This is a genomic window from Streptomyces sp. Ncost-T10-10d, assembly GCF_900091955.1.
Lineage (GTDB): Bacteria > Actinomycetota > Actinomycetes > Streptomycetales > Streptomycetaceae > Streptomyces.
Window position 1 is genome coordinate 179,366 of the sequence record NZ_FMDF01000207.1, and the last position, 14,551, is coordinate 193,916.

Sequence of the window (14,551 nt, forward strand, 5' to 3'; positions counted from 1 at the left end):
TACGAGGGAGAGGAGCAAGGCATGCTGGGTCCCGTGTCTACACTCCCCCAGCAGCCCCAACGTTCCCCGTTCAGCGGCCACATGGTCGTCTGCGGTGACGACGCACTGGCCCAGCGGCTCGCCGTGGAGCTGCGCTATGTGTACGGGGAGCGGGTCACCCTCGTCCTGCCGCCGGGGCGCGACGCACGCCGGCCGGAGCTGCCGCTGACCGGGCGGGGCCGGGCGGCGGCGCTGTTCGGCCGGATGTCACAGGCGATGAACCGCAACGGCGGGAACGGTTCCACAGGTGCTCCCGGGAACGGCGACACCAACGCCGGGGTCGAGGCAGTACGCATCCTGGAGGCGCCGGAGCCGTCCGACGAGGCCTTCGAGGAGGCGGGCGTCGAATCGGCCGCCGCACTGGCCCTGGTCTATGACGACGACGAGCGCAATATCCGCGCCGCGCTGACCGCCCGCCGTCTCAACCCCCGCCTCCGGCTGGTCATCCGGCTCTACAACCGCAAGCTGGGCCAGTATCTGGAGACCCTGCTCGACCAGGCCGCCGCCGTTGCCGCACCCGGCCTGGACCCGACCGCGCTGGATGCCTCGACCACCGTCCTCTCCGACGCCGACACCGCCGCACCCGCCCTCGCGGCGACCGCTCTCACCGGCTCCAGCAAGGTCATCGAGGCTGAGGGCCTGCTGCTGCGCGCCGCCGAACGCACCCCGCCCGAGGACGGCCGGATCGCCGACCCCGGCCTGTGCACCCTCGCGCTGCTCTCCTCCACCACCCATGACCCGGCGGGCACCGAAGGCTCCGACAGCAGCGGCGAGGAGGGCCCTCAACTCCTCCCCGACGAACGGCAGGTGGCCGCCGCGACGGGGCGCGGCACGGTCGTCCTGGAGGCGGTCAGCCAGGCGGGACCGGCCGGTCCGCCGCCCCGGATGGGCGGCAGGGGCGCACCGCTCAGCCAGTTCTTCTCACGGCGGCTGCGCTGGTCGGCGCTGGGTGTCGGCCTGGCCGTGCTCGGCCTCGCCGTCGCCTCCACGCTCACCACCGGCGACGATCCGTTGCACGCCGCGTATCTGACGCTGCTGGACCTGTTCGCGATGGGTGACCCCGCGATCGGCGACCCCATGGCCCGTCAGGTGATACAACTCCTCTCGGGTGTAGCCGGGTTGATGCTGCTTCCGCTGCTCGTGGCGGGTGTGCTGGAGGCCTTCGGGTCGCTCCGTACAGCCTCGTCCCTGCGCAGGCCGCCGCGGGGCCTGTCCGGCCATGTGGTGCTGCTCGGCCTCGGCAAGATCGGTACGCGGGTCCTCGTCCGGCTGCGTGAGCTCGGCATTCCCGTGGTGTGCGTGGAGGACGACCCGGACGCGCGCGGAATCCCCGTGGCCCGGCGGCTGCACGTACCGGTGGTCCTCGGTGACGTCACACAGGAGGGCGTGCTGGAGGCGGCGAAGATCCAGCGCTCCCGCGCACTTCTCGCCCTGACCAGCATCGACACCACCAACCTGGAGGCCGCGCTGTACGCCCGCTCGGTCAAGCCGGACCTGCGTGTCGCCCTGCGCCTGTTCGACGACGAGTTCGCCACCGCCGTCTACCGCACCCTGCGCACCGCCCACCCGCAGGCCCTGACCCGCTCCCGCTCCGTCTCCCACCTGGCCGCCCCGTCCTTCGCGGTCGCCATGATGGGCCGGCAGATCCTGGGCGCGATCCCGGTCGAGCGGAAGGTGATGCTGTTCGCGGCGGTCGAGGTCGCGGGGCACCCGCAGCTGGAGGGCCGCACGGTGGAGCAGGCGTTCCGGGCGGGCGCCTGGCGGGTCCTCGCCCTGGACGCCACCCCGCCGGAGCACCGCCGCCCGGACCTGGCCACACCCGGCCCCGCCTCCCCGGACCGCCCGTCGGGCCTGGTCTGGGACCTGCACCCCGGGCACGTACTGCGCCCCGAGGACCGCGTGGTGATCGCCGCGACGCGCCGGGGCCTGGCCGAACTGCTGCGCAGGCGCGGCTCGTTGACGTACCGCTGAGCAGCCCCGCCGTCAGGCGCCCGCGGGGCGCTGGACGGAGTCCTCGGCATGGCGTTCGGTCAGCAGCATCACGGCGGTCAGCAGGACGACCGACGCCGCCGAGATGTGCACGCCGAGCGCCGTGGTGCCCCTGGAGGGCCGCCACCACAGCGGTGCGGACGACGCCCGGGACATCGCGGCGCTGATCCTGGACGTCGCGGCACGGGGCGCCCGGCCGTCGGCAGTCCGACGACAGGACCTGACTAGAGCACGCCTCCCATGGCCGCCCGCACCTCCGCCAGCGTCCCGTCGGCCACGGCGTTCGCCCGCTCGTTCCCCGCCCGCAGCACCGACCGTACGTACTCCATGTCCTGCGCGTACTCCGCCCGCCGGGCCCGGATCGGCGCCATCCTGCTGTTGACGGCATCGGTCACCGTCCGCTTGAGGGCGGCGGCGCCCCCGCCACCGATCTCCTCCGCCACGGCGTGCGGATCACGGTCCAGACAGAGCGCGGCCAGCAGCACCAGACCGGACACCCCGGGCCGGCCCTCGGCGTCGTAGGTGATGTGCCGCTCGGCGTCCGTCTTCGCGCCCTTGATCAACCGCGCCGTCTCGTCCGCGTCGGCGCCCAGCGCGATGGAATTGCCCCGGCTCTTACTCATCTTGGTGCCGTCGGTGCCGAGCAGGAGCGGCGCGGCGGAGAGCAACGCGTCCGGTTCGGGGAACACCGTCCCGTACCGCTCATTGAAGCGGCGGGCGACACTCCGCGTCACTTCCAGGTGCGGCAGCTGGTCCTGCCCGACGGGGACGAGGTTGCCCTTGCAGAACAGGATGTCGGCGGCCTGGTGCACGGGATACGTGAACATCAGCCCGCTGACGGCCGACTGCCGGGAGTGCGCGATCTCGTCCTTGACGGTGGGGTTGCGGTTCAGCTCGGCGACGGAGACGAGGCTGAGGAAGGGCAGCATCAGCTGGTTGAGCGCGGGCACGGCGCTGTGGTTGAAGACCGTCGAGCGCGCGGGGTCGATCCCGATGGCCAGGTAGTCCAGCAGCATCGCCTCCATGTGCTCGGTGAGCCGGTCGGCGACGTCCCGGTCGGTGAGCACCTGGTAATCGGCGATGATCACGAAAACGTTCACGCCGAGGTCCTGGAGCCGGACCCGGTTGTGGAGGGTGCCGAAGTAGTGCCCGAGGTGCAGCGGCCCGGTGGGCCGGTCCCCGGTCATCACCCGGAACCGGCCAGGGGTCTGCTGGATCAGCCGCTCCAGCTCGGCGCTGCGGCGCTGAGCGGGTTCGGCGGCCGTGGCTGCGGCGGTGGTTGTGATCACGTGGCTCTCTCCTCGCGAATGCTGGTTGCGTGGAGGACGGCCCGCCGGGACCACCGGCATCCGCACCCGTACGAGGGCAGAGAAAAGGGCCGTCCATATCGAACGGCCCTGGTTCCGTGCAGATGAGGCGGCCGCTCCTAGAAGGAGCGCCACCAGTTTCGGCACGGTACGGAGGTCATGGGCCGATGGTAACGCGCCCCGGCGATACGGTCACGTCCCATTCCCGGCGCCCATCGGCGGGGACACCCGCGTCTCGATCTCCCGTCCGGGCGAGACCCGTGCGTGCCGCCCAGAGAACCCCTGAGTCATTGCCACGCCGACTGTTTATCAACGCGCTCCGGCAACGGGACAGCGGTTTTCACGGCCGGTGCGCCGACCTCGCGCGCCTCGGTCAACAGGCCGTCCCCGGCAGGAGGATGAGCCTTCACGAGCGCAGCTGCCCCTTGCGGCCGCGGCAGTACGTCGCTGCACGACGCTACGCGGCATACGGATTGCTGATGATGTGCCGCCGGTGCGCCGTGGCCAGCACCCGCTCCGGAAACTGCGGGCCGGCGACGTAGTGACGGCCTTTCGTCCGGCCCACGGCCGTCAGCAACTCCGCCTTGGTGAGTGCCTGCAGATCCCGCGTGGCCTGCTGCGTGTTGATCGCTTCGGCCTTCTCGTACCGGCTGCGCCGCACCCGGCCGACCATGGCCACCTCGTGCAGCGCGGTGACCTGCCGCTCCGTAACTCCGTGCGTACCTGTCTCCTCCATCAGTTGCATCCAGCAGTCGTTGGAACGGTCGACACGGTGCTGCACCCGCTGAGTCTGCTGGTGGTAGGCGAGCAGATTGAATTTGATCCAGGGCAAGGTGTCGCGCTCCGGCGACCAGACCGGCCCTCCGACCTCTCGCAGCACTTTGTAGTACTCCCAGGTATTTCCGGGCATGCCCAGCCATTCCTCGATCGAGGAGAACTCGGGGGCGAGAACGCCCCCGCGTGCGATGAGAAGGGTCTGCAGCGAGCGGGACATGCGGCCATTGCCGTCAGGCCAGGGGTGAATCTTCACCAGGTTCAGGTGGGCCATGGCTGCACGGAGCAGGACATGACTGTCCAGGTCGCCTTCGTTGAGCCAGTCCACGAGCTCGCTCATGAGCCCGGGAACCCACTCCTGGTCAGGGCCTTCGTAATCGGTGGCGAGCTCGTCGCCCGGTGCGGTGATGCGGATCGAGGTCCTGCGCCACTGCCCGGCGAGCTTGCGGGGATGGTGATGCCCCTGGAGCATCCAGTGCAGGCTGTTGAGGAGTTCCTTGCTGTAGCGGAAATCGGTCACGTCATGAAGCGACTGGATGTACGTCATGGCCTGTTGGTAGGCCAGCGTCTCCGCCCTGTTCTCATCACTGGCCTCGACCTCGCGTTCGCCGTCCATCAAGTCGGCGACATCCGCGACATCGACCCTGTAGCCCTCGATCGTGTTCGACGCCGCGATGGCGCTGGCCGTCAGGGCCTTGCGCAGATCAAGGGTCCACTTCATCGGAGCCTGCTGCACCGCATGGCGCAGCTGTTCGCGCAGGCCGTTGATCTGCTCCAGGACCTGAAGGTCGACCGATTCCAGGCTTGGCATCTCGTACAGCATGACGCAATGATACCCAGTTCCTATCATCCCTCGCTCGGTGCGCCCTCGCGGCCCCGTCAGGAGTTGGACCACCCTCGTCGGCAGAGGACGAGGCGGTACCCGTCCGGGTCCTCCACGGTGACGCCCCACTCGTTCCAGTACGGATTCGGCGACGGGACCCGCTTGCCGCCGTGCCCCTCCAGCCGGTCCACCATCCCCTCCGGCACCGGCCCGTCCAGATACAGGACGAGCAGGTCCTCGTCGGTGGGGCGGGGGTCGGTGGGATGGTCCCCGCCGTGGACGAGTTCGAGGTGCCAGGACGCGTCCGGGTGTCCCACCATCAGGAGGTCGTGTGTGCCGGGCTCCCGCTCCGCTCCGGCGCGGTACAGGACGTTCAGCCCGAGGCCGTCCGCCCAGAACCGCTCGGCTGCGGCGAGGTCCCGGGACGGTCGGGCGATGCGGACGTGGGGCTGTCCGGTGAACGGCATGGTGGGGCTCCTGCCCGACAGCGGCACGCCCTGCGCGTGCCCCGGCCCGCAGCGTAGGCGGACGGTGCCCTCGTCCGCATCGGACCCGGTTCCCGGTCCCGGGTCGTACGCCTCTCCGCCGCCCGGCCTACAACTGCCTCAGCACCTCGTCGAACGCCTCGCTCCAGCCCGCCTCCGCGCCCCAGTTGTCCTCCGCCCTCGACAGGAGCAGGACCCCGGCGGGCACACCGGCCACCGCGTAGGCGGCGAGCTTGTGGTGGCCGTCCAGGACGGCGGCGACCAGGAAGCGCTCGGGGAACTCGGCCAGCGCGAACAGGGCGCTCCAGATGTCGTCCACACGCGAGCGCCGTGTCCAGGCGCGCCCGTGTGGTGCCGCCCATGCCCCCCACCCCGCCCCGCTCACTTCACTTCTCGGCGTGCTCGCCGACGTAGAACAGGATCCAGATGAAGCCCGCGAAGAGATGCGTGGCGAAGACGTAGACGAAGACGCGCAGGGCGACGCCGCGCTCCTTCCAGCGCTCGCTCTCGCCGCCGCTCCCGCTCACAGCCCCGCCTCCGTCCGGTGCGGTCCGCGACCGGCCCGCGGGTTCCATCCAGGGTACACACGGCCCCGATCCCTCCCCGGCGGAATAGGTCAGAGGGGCGCCCCGTTGTAGGGTGTGTTCAGATAGTTCAAGGTTCAACAAATCTGGAGGCGGGCGCCATGGAGTTCGGGATCTTCACCGTCGGAGACGTCACCACCGACCCGACGACCGGCAGGACACCGAGCGAGCACGAGCGGATCAAGGCCACCATCGCCATCGCCCAGAAGGCCGAGGAGGTCGGACTGGACGTCTTCGCGACCGGTGAGCACCACAACCCGCCGTTCGTCCCGTCCTCCCCGACGACCACGCTCGGCTACATCGCCGCCCGCACCGACCACATCATCCTGTCCACGTCCACGACGCTGATCACCACCAACGACCCGGTGAAGATCGCCGAGGACTACGCGACGCTCCAGCACCTCGCGGACGGCCGCGTCGACCTGATGATGGGCCGCGGCAACACCGGACCGGTCTACCCCTGGTTCGGCAAGGACATCCGCCAGGGCATCCCGCTCGCCATCGAGAACTACGCCCTGCTGCACAAGCTGTGGCGCGAGGACGTCGTCGACTGGGAGGGCAAGTTCCGTACGCCCCTGCAGTCCTTCACCGCGACCCCGCGCCCGCTGGACGGCGTCCCGCCGTTCGTCTGGCACGGCTCCATCCGCTCCCCGGAGATCGCGGAGCAGGCCGCGTACTACGGGGACGGCTTCTTCCACAACAACATCTTCTGGCCCATCGAGCACACCAAGAAGATGGTGAACCTCTACCGGCAGCGGTACGCGCACTACGGGCACGGCACCGCCGAGCAGGCCATCGTCGGCCTCGGCGGCCAGGTGTTCATGCGGAAGAACTCGCAGGACGCGGTACGGGAGTTCCGCCCGTACTTCGACAACGCACCGGTCTACGGTCACGGCCCTTCCCTGGAGGACTTCTCCCAGCAGACCCCGCTGACCGTCGGCTCCCCGCAGGAGGTCATCGAGCGGACCCTGTCCTTCCGGGATGCCGTCGGCGACTACCAGCGCCAGCTGTTCCTGATGGACCACGCGGGACTGCCGCTGAAGACGGTCCTGGAGCAGCTCGACATCCTCGGCGAGGAGGTCGTCCCGGTGCTGCGCAAGGAGTTCGCCAACCTGCGGCCGGCCGGGGTCCCGGACTCCGCCCCCGTACACCCGGCCGTCGCCGCCCGCACGGCCACGAAGGAGGCCTGACCACCGTGTTCGCCACCGAGCCCCTGAGGATCGTCGCCGTATCGGCCGGGCTCAGCCAGCCGTCCTCGACCCGGCTGCTGGCCGAGCGGCTGGCCGGCGCCGCCCGCGAGCGCCTGATGGCCGAGCAGGACCGCACGGTCGAGGTCCGGTTGATCGATCTGCGCGACCTGGCCGTCGACATCGCCAACCACTTGGTCACCGGTTTCCCGCCCAGCACCCTGGACGAGGCGATCAAGGAGGTGACGGAGGCGGACGGCCTGATCGCCGTCTCGCCCGTCTTCACCGCGTCGTACAGCGGACTGTTCAAGTCGTTCTTCGACCTGATCGACAACACGGCGCTGACCGGCAAGCCCGTCGTCATCGCGGCGACGGGCGGCACCGCCCGCCACTCCCTCGTCCTGGAACACGCGATGCGTCCGCTCTTCGCCTATCTGCGGGCCACCGTCGTACCGACCTCCGTGTACGCGGCATCGGAGGACTGGGGCTCGTCCGGCGACGAGTACACCGACGGCCTGCCGTCCCGCATCCGGCGCGCGGGCGGCGAGCTCGCGACCATGATCACGGGCGGCCGGGCGGCCTCCGGGGCGTCGAGGGCGCTCGGGCTCGACGGCGAGGTCGTGCCGTTCGAGCAGCAACTCGCCGACCTCCGGCTGGACTGAGGGGACCCGCCGCTCGAAGTCCTGTCCGGTTTGATTAGAGTTGATCCGAAAGATGCGTCGTGCGGGGTTTTCTCGCACGACGCCTCTGCGCACTGAGCCGAACCGAGCTGGAGGCAGAGATGGGCAGGATCGTGGTGGGCGTTGACGGCTCCGAGTCGTCGATCAAGGCACTGCACTGGGCCGTACGCCAGGCGGAACTGACCGGTGACACGGTGGAGGCCGTCAACAGCTGGGAGTACCCCGCGACCAGCTGGGCGTCCATGATGCCGGGCATGCCGGAGGACTTCGACCCGCAGGCGGTGGCGACCGTGTCCCTCACCGAGGCACTGGAGGAGGCCCTGGGCGCCGAGGGCGCGGCGGCGGTCAGCAAGGTCGTGGTGATCGGCAACCCGGCCCAGGCCCTGCTGGAACGCGCCAAGGGCGCGAACCTGCTGGTCGTCGGGGCTCGAGGCTACAGCGGCTTCAAGGCGACCCTGCTCGGCTCGGTCAGCCTCCATGTCACCCAGCACGCACCGTGCCCGGTGACGGTCGTTCGCGACTGACCGCAACCGCGTGACACATGAGGACGGGCCCGCGCCCCGCGCGGGCCCGTCCTCATGTCGGCGCGGGCACCCGCACCTCCCCGCGCCCTCGGATGCGACGGGAGAGCGCTCACGTCTTCTCTCGCGTGTAGAAGATGTAGAAGGTGGTGATGAACATCCCGAGGCCGACCGCAAGTCCCAGCGCCGAGGACCGCAGCACGCTCGAATCGGTCAGCCCGACCAGCAGGCCGATCGCCGCGGCTGTCAGCGCGCCGTACGCCACCGCCCTCACCAGGGGGATCATGGTGTGCTGGATCCGGCCCAGCGCGAAGCAGAGGGCGGCGAGCACCACCGCACAGATCAGGCCGTACCAGAACTGCCGGCCACCGCTCGCGCCGTTGTTGCGGAGGATGAACGAGGCGTAGAGGCCGTACGCCGCGCCCAGCGTGACGGGTACGGCCCAGGCGAGCGCGCTGTGCCGACGTTCACTCGACCCGGCCCCGGCCCGTCCACGGGTCGGCATTGCTGCATGAGTGGCCATGGCGGAGAACTCCTTCCGTCGCCCCTTTTCCCTCCAGAGCACACCCGGCCGCGCCGCCCGGCAACTCGAATGGCGCAGGGCCCTGGGCGCGCGGCTCCCGTACGGGATTCCCTGGAGAGGTGCGGACGTATCTCTCGGCGGCTCGGGCGGTGGTGGTGCTGGTGCTGCTCGCCGTGCTCGTCCCGCTGAGCGCACTCTCCGCCTGGGTGGATCTGGAGATCGACAACACGGACCGTTACGTCGCCGCGGTGGCCCCGCTCGCCTCCGACCCCGAGGTGCGGAGCAGTGTCAGCAACCTCATCACCGACGCGACGATGACGCAGATCGACGCCGGGCCGCTCCAGAGCACCGTGCGGGACTTCCTGCACGAGGCGGTGATGTCCTTCACCACCACCGACGCCTTCCAGGCCGTGTGGAACGCCGCCAACCGCACCGCCCACAAGGCCGTCACCGCCGCGCTGAACGGCAGCACCGGCAAGGCCGTGACGATCGATCTGGCGCCCGTGACCGAGCAGGTCAAACAGAACCTGCAGGCGAACGGGGTGCCGTTCGCCGACCGGATCCCGGTCCAGCACACGGACATCACGATCGTCTCCGCCGACCGCGCCGACCAGTTGCGCCAGACCTTCCGGTGGCTGCGGGCCGGCAGCGTATGGCCCGCCGTGGCCACGGTCGTGTTCGCCGTCCTGACGGTGGTCGTGGCCTGGGTGCGCGGCGGACCGGGGCGCAGGCGCTCCGCGCTCGCCGCGCTCTCGGCCGTGGCGCGGGCCGGGTTCGGTTTCGCGCTGGGGGCACTCGTGCTGCGCGCGCTGATCGCGGTCGCCCGGGACCAGGTGCTGTCCGAAGTGCCGGCCGGCGAGACGGGCAGTGTGGCGGCCGTGTACGACGCGCTGACGGGTTCGCTGCGTACGACGGTGTGGATCGTGTTCGCCACGGGGCTGGCGGTGGCGTTGTGCGCAGTGCTCGGGCGGCTGTGGGCGGCGCGCGCAGTGCACGCCGGCGGGCAGCGTCCGTAGCGGCCCCGGTTCGACGTGCGGCGGCGGGCGGGCCGGGGAAGAGTGGTTGACGTGACTGCCGGATCGGGGACGACTGAAAGGTCTTCCACATGCGAGCCATAGCCGTCAGCGCGTTCCGGGCCGACCCCGCACTGGTCGAGATGCCCAAGCCCGAACCGGAAGCCGGTGAGGTACGGGTCAGGATCGAGTACGCCGCACTCAACCCGTGCGACTGGCAGGCCGCACAGGGCTCCCTGGACGATGGACTCGCCCCGCGTGTGTTCCCGCTGGTCGTCGGCGTGGACTTCGCGGGCCGGGTGGACATGATCGGCAGCGGCGGAAACCGTTTCCGGGTAGGCGACCAGGTCTTCGGCCGGACGGCCGGGCCTGCGTCCGGAGCCGGTACCTACTGCGACTACGTGTCCGTGCCGCAGGACTCCGCCATCACCCTCGTCCCGGACGGTCTCCCCCTGCGGACCGCGGCGGCGCTGCCGTCCGCCGGGATGGCGGCCGCCGAGATCCTGGAGATCGCCGTGCTCCGCGGCCACGAGAGCCTGCTGGTCATCGGGGCGGCAGGCGGCGTCGGCAGCTATCTGACCCAGCTCGCGTCGGCCCGCGACGTACGTGTGCTCGCGGCCGTGCGCGGCGACGAACGCAAGCGGATGGCGGCCCTGGGGGCCACCGTCACGATCGACACCACGGACCGCCCTCTCGAAGCGGCGGTACGGGAGACCTGCCCGGACGGCGTCGACGCACTCGTCGACCTGGTCTCCACCACCCCGGACGCCTTCGCCGCCCGTGCCGCGCTGGTACGCGGCGGCGGCATCGCCCTCACCACGCGGGGCGTCGCCACCGGAGCCGCCCTCCCCGCGGACGTGACCGGCATCGACTTCCGGCTCGAACCCACCCCGGTCCTGCTCGACGTCCTGGCCGAGGGAGTCGCCGAGGGCGTCCTGCGCGTGCCCATCGACATCGAACTCCCGCTGGAGAAGGCCCCGCAGGCCCTCGACCGGAACCGGACGGGCGGCGCACGCGGCAAGACGGTCATCGTGCTGTGATCCCACGCCCCACGGCGCAAGACCCGAAGGAGGCGTCATGGATGACCAGGAACGCGACATCATCGACAACATCGGCGGACTCGTCGCCGAGGAACGGGACCTGCGCAACCGCTCCACCGAGGACATGGGTCTCACCGAGGACGAGAAGTCCCGCCTGCGTATGGTGGAGGTCCGGCTCGAGCAGTGCTGGGACCTTTTGCGCCGACGCCGCGCCCTCAGTGAGTTCGGCGAGGACCCGTCCGCGGCAACGGTCCGGCCGGCCGACGAGGTCGAGGGCTACTCGGGCTGAACGCACGACATCAGGGGGACGCGTCGACCGACGCGAAGGCGGAATCGCCGCGCCGGCCCTCGTCGGTCCGGTCTCCGGAGTGATGGCGACGATCGGCGCCGTCGCCGCCGTGTCCGGGCTGCTGCTCCTGAGGCCATCGGACGGCCCCGGTCACCCCGTGGGCCCGGCCCCCCGCAACCGCTCCATCTCCCGCCGGTCCCGCTTCGTCGGCCGCCCCGCGCCCCGGTCCCGTACCGGAACCTGGATCGCCACCTCGCGCGGCGGCGGAGGCGGGCTGTTGTCGATGAAACAATCCGCCGCCACCGGAGGGCCGACCCTTTTTTTCACGATCTTCGACACGACGACGATCCGGTCCCGGCCCGCGTGCCGGAGCCGTACCTCGTCGCCGACGTGCAACGCCTGGGCGGGCTTGGCGCGCTCGCCGGCGACCTTCACATGTCCCGCGCGGCAGGCGGCAGCGGCCTGCGAACGGGTCTTCGTCAGCCGGACCGACCAGATCCAGACGTCGACCCGGACGCTTCCCTCCGCCTGCGGCGCCTCACCGGAAACCATGCAACCGACTCTAGTGCGGCCCGCGCGTCGGGTCAGGTCATGCGGGGTCGGGTCATGCGGGTCAGGTCACGCGGATCAGCCGAAGTCGCTGATCACCTCCGCCATGTTGTAGCTGTACACCTCACGTTTGCACGCCCCGCACTTGCTCGGCGCATGCTCGCCCAGCGACCAGAGCTGCGGCGGGAACCCGTCACCGCGCCCGTGCGCGAGGTAGAGGTCCTCGGGCCCGAACGCCGACTCCAGGGTCTTCGCGTTGCCGACGAGCCGGCTGGTTCCATCGACCGTCTCCGGCGTGGCCTGAAGCAGCCGGCCGTTGTCGTAGCCGTTGCTGCGGTGGAAGTACCACTTGCCCTCGTACCGCGTGACGCCCTGGATCTTGTGCCACAGATCCTCACCGTTGAAGGTGGCTCCGGTGGGCAGACCGTAGGCGAGGTCGGCGTTGGCGACCGTCCCGGTCGCGCCCTCGACCGCGGCCGTCAGCTCGGTCATCGGGTACGTACCGACCCGGCCGGGACTGCTCCCGCCGTTGTTGGTGTTGCAGTACTCACCGAGGACCATGTGGTCGGTGCCGGTGCGGTCCAGCGAGATGTACGAGGCCTTCGGGCGCCCGGTGGCGTAGCACTGGTTGCCGCTGGTGGTCCCCCCGTTCTTCGCGGTGGTGAACTTCAGCGTGGCGACCTGCGGCATGACATAGCGGTAGCCGTAGGAGTACCAGACATTGCTCTGCCTGCCGACCCGCTTCTTGTCCAGGACATCGCTGACCAGACCGTCCGGCGTCGGGTCGTTGACGTCGGCGTTGTTGTCCGGGTTGAGGTCCATGATCTTGCGCAGGTCGAAGACCCTCATGCCGTTGGCGGTGTCGGCGACGTACAGGTAGTTGCCGTACCAGACCATGCCACCGGCGTGAATGCCGTTCTGCGCCGCGCAGGAGGACGTCACGCCGGTGGTGCACTTGCCTTCGCGCGCGTGCAGAGCATCGAAGGAGATGTGGTCCTTGGAGTTCATGTACGGCCAGACCAGCAGCACATGGCGGTACATCCGGGTGGCCTGATTGAAGAAGCTGACCCGGATGCCCTTCTCGTTGCAGGCATCCGATGCGGAGTCCTGGACGCAGTTGTCGCGGCCCGCGGTGAAGTCGCTGCGGCCCGGATTCTCCGCGTCGTAACCGGCCACGGCGATCGGCTCGGCGTTCGACGTGCCCCAGTCCTCGTCCTCCTGCGCGTCCGAGACCCCGGTGATGGCCTGGGGTACCCACTCCGAGGAGGTGGCGTCGTCGCTCTTCCAGCAGACGCGGTGGTTGACCGCCAGATCGGAACCGTAGATACCGGCGGTTCCGCAGGCCCCCTCCCACCCGGCGGCCCGATTGGCCTGTTCCATCAGTTCGGTGAGGCCCTGCTTGGGCAGCGCGGCGTCCAGTCTGGTGACGAGTGCGGAGATATCGGTGCCCGTCGCCAGCTTGAAGTCGGCGGCCCGGCCGGGGACGGGGGCGGCAGGAGCGGCGCTCGGGGCGGCCGCGGCGGCTCCGGCTCCGGCTCCAGCTCCGGCGAAGTCGTCCTGCTCACCCTCGGGTTCGTCGTCGAAACCGTCGTCCGGCATACCCTCGTGACCCGGTGCGGGATCGTCCGCGGCCGACGCCGCGGACGACGGGGTGGCCGCCTGGGCGACGGTGGCACCGGCTGCCGGTGCGAGGCCGGAAAGCATCGCCCCCGCTGCCACGGCACAGGCCGCAAGACGTGTTCTGCGGGATCGTTTTCCCATGTGAGAGCCCTTCTTGACAGCGCATGCGGATAAAACAGACAACGGTGTGCCTGACTGCTCGTCAGACGCACCGGCCGTTCACGCTAACAAGGCAACTCGGAACCGGATAGGCACATGTGAACGACGTACATCAGGCCCGCACGACATGCGCACAGGACTCGGTCGGGGCTCGGTTGCGGCTCAGTTGCCCCACGGGCGGGCCGCACCGCCAAACGGCCGGATCCGGCCGCTAACCTTACGTATCCGCCCTGGCCAGGGATGAATCCCGCAGGTCGGACATTTATCGCACCCAACTCACGCGAAAGGCCTCGCCCATGGGCATTCGGAGCTTGCTGCGCAAGGTGTTCGGCCGCGACCGCGCGGAGCAGGACGCGTCGGCGCCGGCGCCGACGGCCACGGTCCCGCCCCAGACCGAACGCACCGCACCCGCGGAGTCGGAGCCGGTCACGGTAACGGTGGACGAGTCGGCTGCGGAGACCGCCCCGGTGCGCGAAACCGCCTCGGCCACCAAGGCGTCGGTACCGGCCCCCGCCTCCCACCGGTCCGCCATCGGCGACAGCGGTCTGGCATCGGACCTGGTGGCGGCGGCCTTCGACAAGGCGTCCATCGCCACGGTCCCGGCACAGGGCTCGGCCCCGAAGCTGAAGCCGAAGCCGGCAGAGCCTGAGCCGGAGGCCGAGGTTGCGGAGCCGGTGGCTGCGAAGCCCGACGAGGTCGAGGTCGAGCCGGTGGCTACGGAGCCGGAGGCTACGCCCGCTGCCGAGGCCGAGGCCCCCGCCGAGCCGGAACCCGTTGAGGCACTGGCCCCCGCCGAGCCGGAGCCCACGCCTGCCACCGTCGAGGCCGAGGCTCCCACCGAGCCGGTGGTTGCACCGACCACCGAGACCGAGGCGAAGCCCGCCACCGCCGAGACCGAGACGGAACCCGCACCCGCCACCGTCGAGGCCGAGGCCCCCGCCGAGCCGCAGCCCGTTGAGGCACTGGCCC

At 70.5% G+C, this 14,551-nt stretch carries 16 protein-coding genes and 1 pseudogene; 8 read left to right on the forward strand and 9 right to left on the reverse strand.

Translation table 11 applies throughout. The features are described from left to right. Positions 1-21: 21 nt before the first annotated feature. Entirely contained in the window at positions 22-2,010 is a 1,989-nt protein-coding gene (locus GA0115254_RS36075; RefSeq protein WP_093899469.1) for an NAD-binding protein, read from the forward strand. 12 nt (positions 2,011-2,022) lie between these two features. Here the strand turns inward: GA0115254_RS36075 and GA0115254_RS48010 are convergent, their stop codons facing one another. The 6 genes from GA0115254_RS48010 to GA0115254_RS44945 all read right to left on the reverse strand — a co-directional run bounded on the left by GA0115254_RS48010 (position 2,023) and on the right by GA0115254_RS44945 (position 5,944). Further along, the gene (locus GA0115254_RS48010; protein WP_176740428.1) at positions 2,023-2,184 is read right to left on the reverse strand and encodes a hypothetical protein; all 162 of its coding nucleotides are present in this window, start codon (positions 2,182-2,184) and stop codon (positions 2,023-2,025) included. A gap of 68 nt (positions 2,185-2,252) precedes the next feature. Beyond that, positions 2,253-3,314: a tryptophan--tRNA ligase gene (trpS, locus tag GA0115254_RS36080; protein ID WP_256102960.1), complete on the reverse strand. Its 1,062-nt coding sequence runs from the start codon at positions 3,312-3,314 to the stop codon at positions 2,253-2,255. 478 nt (positions 3,315-3,792) lie between these two features. Next, complete coding sequence (locus GA0115254_RS36085; protein WP_093899471.1) at positions 3,793-4,932, reverse strand: Fic family protein; 1,140 nt, start codon at positions 4,930-4,932, stop codon at positions 3,793-3,795. A gap of 56 nt (positions 4,933-4,988) precedes the next feature. Then, entirely contained in the window at positions 4,989-5,399 is a 411-nt protein-coding gene (locus GA0115254_RS36090; RefSeq protein ID WP_093899472.1) for a VOC family protein, read from the reverse strand. A 127-nt stretch (positions 5,400-5,526) separates the two neighbouring features. Continuing rightward, entirely contained in the window at positions 5,527-5,736 is a 210-nt protein-coding gene (locus tag GA0115254_RS36095; protein ID WP_093899473.1) for a hypothetical protein, read from the reverse strand. A gap of 67 nt (positions 5,737-5,803) precedes the next feature. Continuing rightward, entirely contained in the window at positions 5,804-5,944 is a 141-nt protein-coding gene (locus tag GA0115254_RS44945) for a DUF6126 family protein (RefSeq protein ID WP_176740429.1), read from the reverse strand. A 158-nt stretch (positions 5,945-6,102) separates the two neighbouring features. Here GA0115254_RS44945 and GA0115254_RS36100 point away from each other — a divergent pair, with 158 nt between their 5' ends. The 3 genes from GA0115254_RS36100 to GA0115254_RS36110 all read left to right on the forward strand — a co-directional run bounded on the left by GA0115254_RS36100 (position 6,103) and on the right by GA0115254_RS36110 (position 8,392). Further along, positions 6,103-7,191 (forward strand): LLM class flavin-dependent oxidoreductase, encoded by a 1,089-nt coding sequence (locus tag GA0115254_RS36100; protein WP_093899474.1) that lies wholly within the window; start codon positions 6,103-6,105, stop codon positions 7,189-7,191. A 5-nt stretch (positions 7,192-7,196) separates the two neighbouring features. Beyond that, on the forward strand, positions 7,197-7,850 hold the full coding sequence (locus GA0115254_RS36105; RefSeq protein ID WP_093899475.1) for an FMN reductase: 654 nt from the start codon (positions 7,197-7,199) through the stop codon (positions 7,848-7,850). A gap of 119 nt (positions 7,851-7,969) precedes the next feature. Then, positions 7,970-8,392, forward strand: a complete 423-nt coding sequence (locus tag GA0115254_RS36110) for a universal stress protein (protein ID WP_093899476.1) — start codon at positions 7,970-7,972, stop codon at positions 8,390-8,392. A gap of 109 nt (positions 8,393-8,501) precedes the next feature. On the opposite strand, the gene GA0115254_RS36115 is transcribed toward GA0115254_RS36110, so the two are convergent. Then, positions 8,502-8,912: a hypothetical protein gene (locus tag GA0115254_RS36115; RefSeq protein ID WP_093899477.1), complete on the reverse strand. Its 411-nt coding sequence runs from the start codon at positions 8,910-8,912 to the stop codon at positions 8,502-8,504. Between the two features lie 119 nt (positions 8,913-9,031). Between GA0115254_RS36115 and GA0115254_RS36120 the strand changes: the two genes are divergently transcribed. The 3 genes from GA0115254_RS36120 (at position 9,032) to GA0115254_RS36130 (ending at position 11,254) form a co-directional block, all read left to right on the forward strand. Next, complete coding sequence (locus tag GA0115254_RS36120; RefSeq protein WP_093899478.1) at positions 9,032-9,928, forward strand: hypothetical protein; 897 nt, start codon at positions 9,032-9,034, stop codon at positions 9,926-9,928. An 89-nt stretch (positions 9,929-10,017) separates the two neighbouring features. Further along, positions 10,018-10,965 carry an NADP-dependent oxidoreductase gene (locus tag GA0115254_RS36125; RefSeq protein ID WP_093899479.1) on the forward strand — a complete coding sequence of 316 codons (948 nt, stop codon included), beginning with the start codon at positions 10,018-10,020 and terminating at the stop codon, positions 10,963-10,965. Between the two features lie 37 nt (positions 10,966-11,002). After that, positions 11,003-11,254, forward strand: coding sequence for a DUF2630 family protein (locus GA0115254_RS36130; RefSeq protein WP_093899480.1), 252 nt, complete (start codon positions 11,003-11,005; stop codon positions 11,252-11,254). A 150-nt stretch (positions 11,255-11,404) separates the two neighbouring features. Here GA0115254_RS36130 and GA0115254_RS36135 read toward each other — a convergent pair whose 3' ends face one another. Next, positions 11,405-11,806: an RNA-binding S4 domain-containing protein gene (locus GA0115254_RS36135; protein ID WP_093899481.1), complete on the reverse strand. Its 402-nt coding sequence runs from the start codon at positions 11,804-11,806 to the stop codon at positions 11,405-11,407. 75 nt (positions 11,807-11,881) lie between these two features. After that, the gene (locus tag GA0115254_RS46915) at positions 11,882-13,564 is read right to left on the reverse strand and encodes a hypothetical protein (RefSeq protein WP_141720977.1); all 1,683 of its coding nucleotides are present in this window, start codon (positions 13,562-13,564) and stop codon (positions 11,882-11,884) included. A 314-nt stretch (positions 13,565-13,878) separates the two neighbouring features. Between GA0115254_RS46915 and GA0115254_RS44950 the strand changes: the two are divergent. Next, positions 13,879-14,551 (forward strand): annotated as a pseudogene (locus GA0115254_RS44950) (hypothetical protein); the annotation flags it as partial.